Source organism: Actinomycetota bacterium, assembly GCA_005774595.1.
Classification (GTDB): domain Bacteria; phylum Actinomycetota; class Coriobacteriia; order Anaerosomatales; family D1FN1-002; genus D1FN1-002.
In genome coordinates this window covers 1-3,804 of the sequence record VAUM01000188.1, presented here as the reverse complement: position 1 = coordinate 3,804, position 3,804 = coordinate 1, and the positions used below count along the sequence as shown (strand labels likewise).

Sequence of the window (3,804 nt, the reverse complement as noted above, 5' to 3'; positions counted from 1 at the left end):
CAAGGAGTCTCGCGGCCGCTTCGACTTCCACTACGACCAGCGCCTCGACGGCGCGTGGGTCGCGCTGCTCCGCTGTCGCGCCCGGTAGCGGCGGCTCTCGACGGTCAGTCGCCGACGAGGCGCGGGAGCAGGTCCGCGAACGCGTCGAGGTTCCCGGCGTAGTCCGCCTCGGCAGTGCCGCTGCCGACGTAGAACGTGCGCATCCCGACGTCCGCCGCGGCCATGTCGAGGATCGCGTCGTCGCCGACCATCACGCACTCGTGCGGCGCGACGCCGAGCGCCGCGGCCACCTCGCGGAAGTACGCGCCGTGCGGTTTGCACGCCGTGGACGTCTCGTAGCTGGTCACAACGTGCGGCGCGAGGTCGCCGATGCCGGCCCAGCGCATGCGGTGCTCGATCGCGCGGCGCGGGAAGATCGGGTTCGTCGCGACCGCGACGCGCAGGCCCAGGCCGAGCGCGGCCTGCATCGCCTCCCTGCCGCCGGGGGCCGGGCCGCACTCTCCGCGCAGCCCGGGGAAGATGTCCTCGTAGAACGTGTCGAGGAGCGGCGCGGCGGCGGCGATGTCCAGGCCGGTCATCTCGTCGAAGCGGCGTTCGAACACGGACCGGTTCGTGAGGCCGTCGTGAGGCACGGCCATGGCCTCGGTCGCATCGAGCACCGCGTCCATCGCTCTGCGGGCGCCGTCGGGGCCAGCGAGCTCGGCGAGCACCTCCTGGAGCGCCCCGAAATAGCGCCTCAGGAAGGCATGGAGGTCGAGGTCGAGGAGCGTGCCGTCGAGGTCGAACAGCACGCCGCGCACGGGGGCGGAGGCCACGGCGGTCCTTTCTGCGTCGAGAGCGCCGGGCACGCATGGTAGCACTCGCACGCCGCGGGGCACCGAGATGTGACGCTCGCGGGCGGCCGTTCTCAGTCGTGTGCGGCGGGCGGGGAGTGTGACGGATGCGGCTCGATTGTGCCTAAAGTCACACTTGAGACCGCCCGATACACGCTAGCGAAGGCCGCCTACCCCTAGGGGAGCGCACATGACCACCGCCAGCAGGAACGAGGAGTCGATCGTCGCGAAGTTGCGGTCGATCCCGATGTTCGCGGACCTCGGCCACGAGGACCTCGACACGCTCGCCGGCATGGTGACCCTTCGGCAGTTGCCCAAGGGCGCGTTCGTCATCACCCAGAACGAGCGCGGAGCTTCGATGTTCCTGCTCGTCTCGGGTCGCGTGAAGGTGTCGCTCGCGTCCCCCGGCGGCAAGGAGCTCGCGCTCAACTACCTGGAGGCCCCGGCGCACTTCGGCGAGATGTCGCTCGTGGACGCCGAGCCGCGCAGTGCCGACGTCATCGCCGTCACCGAGGTCGAGGTGCTGTCGCTGGACGCCAAGGACCTGTCGGACGCGATCCGCGTCCAGCCGCGGCTCGCACTCGCGCTCATCGCGACGCTGTCGCGGCGGCTGCGCCACACGAACGCCCGTCTGGAGGACATGGCGTTCCACGATGCGACGCACCGCGTCTTGCGCGTCCTGCTCAACGTCGCGACCGCCTCGTACGAGGCGCGCGGCGTGCCGGTCATCGCCGGACTGACGCACTACGAGATCGCCACGCTCGCGGGCACCTCGCGCGAGACGGCCTCGCGCATCATCTCCGCGCTCGCGCGCGACGGGGTGGTGGCCACCAAGGGCCGCCGCATCGTGGTCGACCTGCTCCTGTTGCGCGAGCGCCTCGAGTCCGAGTAGCGCTTCCCCACGAAGCGCCTCCTTCGAGCGCCCGTCGTCCCCTTCGGGGCGGCGGGCGCTTCTGTTGTGACGTGAGTCACACGTGCACGGCGCTCTGTGCGCGGATGTGACCGAGAGCACTGACCCGGCACCGGATCGCGCCGATGCCCATGGTGAGAACGGCGACACGAACGGGAGGTGCCCACGATGAGGATCTGGATGACAGCGGTTGCAGCGCTCGTGATCGCGCTGGCGCTCCCGTCCGCCGCCTTCGCGCTGGAGCCCGCGTACACGACCCACGTGCAGACCACGAGCCGCACCACCGGCATCGACGCCGCCGAGGAGGCGCTGCGGATGATCCGCGCCGTGCAGGTCGGCACCGCGGCGACCACGCTGACGATCGAGGTCGGCGGCGCGGTCCAGGACGTCCGCGTCGACTACGGCGAGATCGCCGGCCGTGCGGCCGGGCAGGGCGCTCCGGGCGACGGCGGCTACGCGCCGTACGCCGTGGTCGCACTGCTCGCCACGATGATGTCCCGGGCGTTCCGGATGCTCGGCCGCGTCACACGCGTCCGCGTGCACTGAGCCGTCTCGCCGACGCCTCGCTGTGGGAAGATGGTGCCGCGAAGGCATTCGTTCCCGGCATGACGAGGAGAAGGCGGGATGCGCGACTTCACGGCAGAGGAGCTCTCAGGCTTCGACGGGCGCGACGGGCGTCTTGCGTACGTCGCCTACCAGGGCGTCGTGTACGACGTGTCGGACAGTGGCATGTGGACCGGCGGCGACCATGAGGGGGCCCACTCGGCGGGCGCCGACCTCACCGAGGACCATCTGGATGCGCCGCACGACGTGTACGTGACCGACTTCCCCGAGGTCGGCCGACTCGTCTAGGAACGCTCGAAGCGCGCGACGACCTCCGTGTGGTAGGTCTGCGGGAAGAGGTCGACGGGCACTGCGGCGACGAGCGTCCATCCGGCTTGCGCGAGCGCGGCTGCATCGCGCGCCAGCGTCGGCGGATCGCAGGAGACGTACACGATGGTCCGCGTCGCGGCCGTCGCGACGGCGGCCAGCGCCGCGGGCGCCAGCCCCGTGCGCGGCGGGTCGACGACCATCACGTCGAACGAGCCGAGCCCGGTCGCCTCGATCGCGGCGTCGCCGCCGATCACGTCCGCGTCCATCCGGGCGCTCTCGAGGTTGCGGCGCAGATCCCTCACCGCGTGAGATGACGCTTCGACCGCGACCACCTCGCCCGCGGCGGCGGCGAGCGGGAGCGTGAACGTGCCCACGCCCGCGTACAGGTCGCACACGCGGTCGGAGCCGTCGACAGACGCCGCATCGAGTACGGCCGCGGTGAGCGCCTCGGCAGCCCCGGTGTTCACCTGGAAGAACGAGGGCGGCGAGACCGCGAACTCGCAGTCGCCGACGCGCTCGCGCCAGAACCCCCGGCCCGACAGGACTTCCGTGCGCACGACCGTGCGCTCCTTGAGCGTGCCACGGTAGATCACGCGGGCGACGCCCGTCGCCGCGACGGCCTCGGCGAGTACCTTGGCGGCGGCCTGCCTCGGGAATCCCGACGGGTGCGTCCAGAGCGCAACCTCGATGTCGGCGGTGTTGGCCGCCACGCGCACGGCCGCACGGTCGATGCCGAGCTCGCCGCCCCTCGCGAGATAGCGGAGTGCGCCCGAGAGCGACTTCGGGGCGGTGCGGGTCCGCTTCGGGAGGAGCAGGCACGAGGTCACGGGTGCGGGTGCCGAGCCGTGCCTCGCCGTGAACCCGGCGACGAGTCGGCCGGCGTCATCGATGGTGACGGCGAGTTCGACCTTGTTGCGGTAGGCGTACTCGAGGGGGGAGGGGACCACGTCCGCGACGCAGGCAGCGTCGAGCCCGCCGATGCGCGTGAGCGCGTCGGAGACGATGAGGCGCTTGGCGCGCAGCTGGGCCGCGTACGAGATGTGCTGCCACTGGCAGCCGCCGCAGGTGCCGACGAACGGGCAGGGCGCATCGACGCGGTCAGGCGACGGCGCGAGCACCTCGGCTGTCTCGGCGAGCAGGTAGCGACCCTTGTCGGCCGTGACCCGCGCGGAGACCGTGTCGCCCGGG

The 3,804-nt window shown here is 71.8% G+C and carries 5 protein-coding genes; 3 read left to right on the top strand and 2 right to left on the bottom strand.

All coding sequences use genetic code 11. The annotated features are described in order from the left end of the window. Positions 1-104: 104 nt before the first annotated feature. Positions 105-911 carry an HAD family hydrolase gene (locus FDZ70_07575; GenBank protein TLM73643.1) on the bottom strand — a complete coding sequence of 269 codons (807 nt, stop codon included), beginning with the start codon at positions 909-911 and terminating at the stop codon, positions 105-107. Positions 912-1,023: 112 nt separating this feature from the next. Here FDZ70_07575 and FDZ70_07570 point away from each other — a divergent pair, with 112 nt between their 5' ends. From FDZ70_07570 to FDZ70_07560, 3 genes are all read left to right on the top strand, one after another. Further along, positions 1,024-1,725, top strand: coding sequence for a Crp/Fnr family transcriptional regulator (locus FDZ70_07570; GenBank protein ID TLM73642.1), 702 nt, complete (start codon positions 1,024-1,026; stop codon positions 1,723-1,725). Positions 1,726-1,911: 186 nt separating this feature from the next. Beyond that, entirely contained in the window at positions 1,912-2,289 is a 378-nt protein-coding gene (locus FDZ70_07565; GenBank protein ID TLM73641.1) for a hypothetical protein, read from the top strand. A gap of 78 nt (positions 2,290-2,367) precedes the next feature. Continuing rightward, on the top strand, positions 2,368-2,595 hold the full coding sequence (locus tag FDZ70_07560; protein TLM73640.1) for a cytochrome B5: 228 nt from the start codon (positions 2,368-2,370) through the stop codon (positions 2,593-2,595). Here the strand turns inward: FDZ70_07560 and rlmD are convergent. Further along, positions 2,592-3,804: 23S rRNA (uracil(1939)-C(5))-methyltransferase RlmD (rlmD, locus tag FDZ70_07555; protein ID TLM73639.1), on the bottom strand; the 1,213-nt coding region annotated here is incomplete at its 5' end. The two genes, FDZ70_07560 and rlmD, sit on opposite strands and share 4 nt — an antisense overlap.

Excerpts from the sequence above, each read along its gene's own strand:
- FDZ70_07560 (TLM73640.1), top strand. The coding sequence starts at position 2,368 with ATGCGCGACTTCACGGCAGAGGAGCTCTCAGGCTTCGACGGGCGCGAC.
- FDZ70_07565 (TLM73641.1), top strand. The coding sequence starts at position 1,912 with ATGAGGATCTGGATGACAGCGGTTGCAGCGCTCGTGATCGCGCTGGCG.
- FDZ70_07570 (TLM73642.1), top strand. The coding sequence starts at position 1,024 with ATGACCACCGCCAGCAGGAACGAGGAGTCGATCGTCGCGAAGTTGCGG.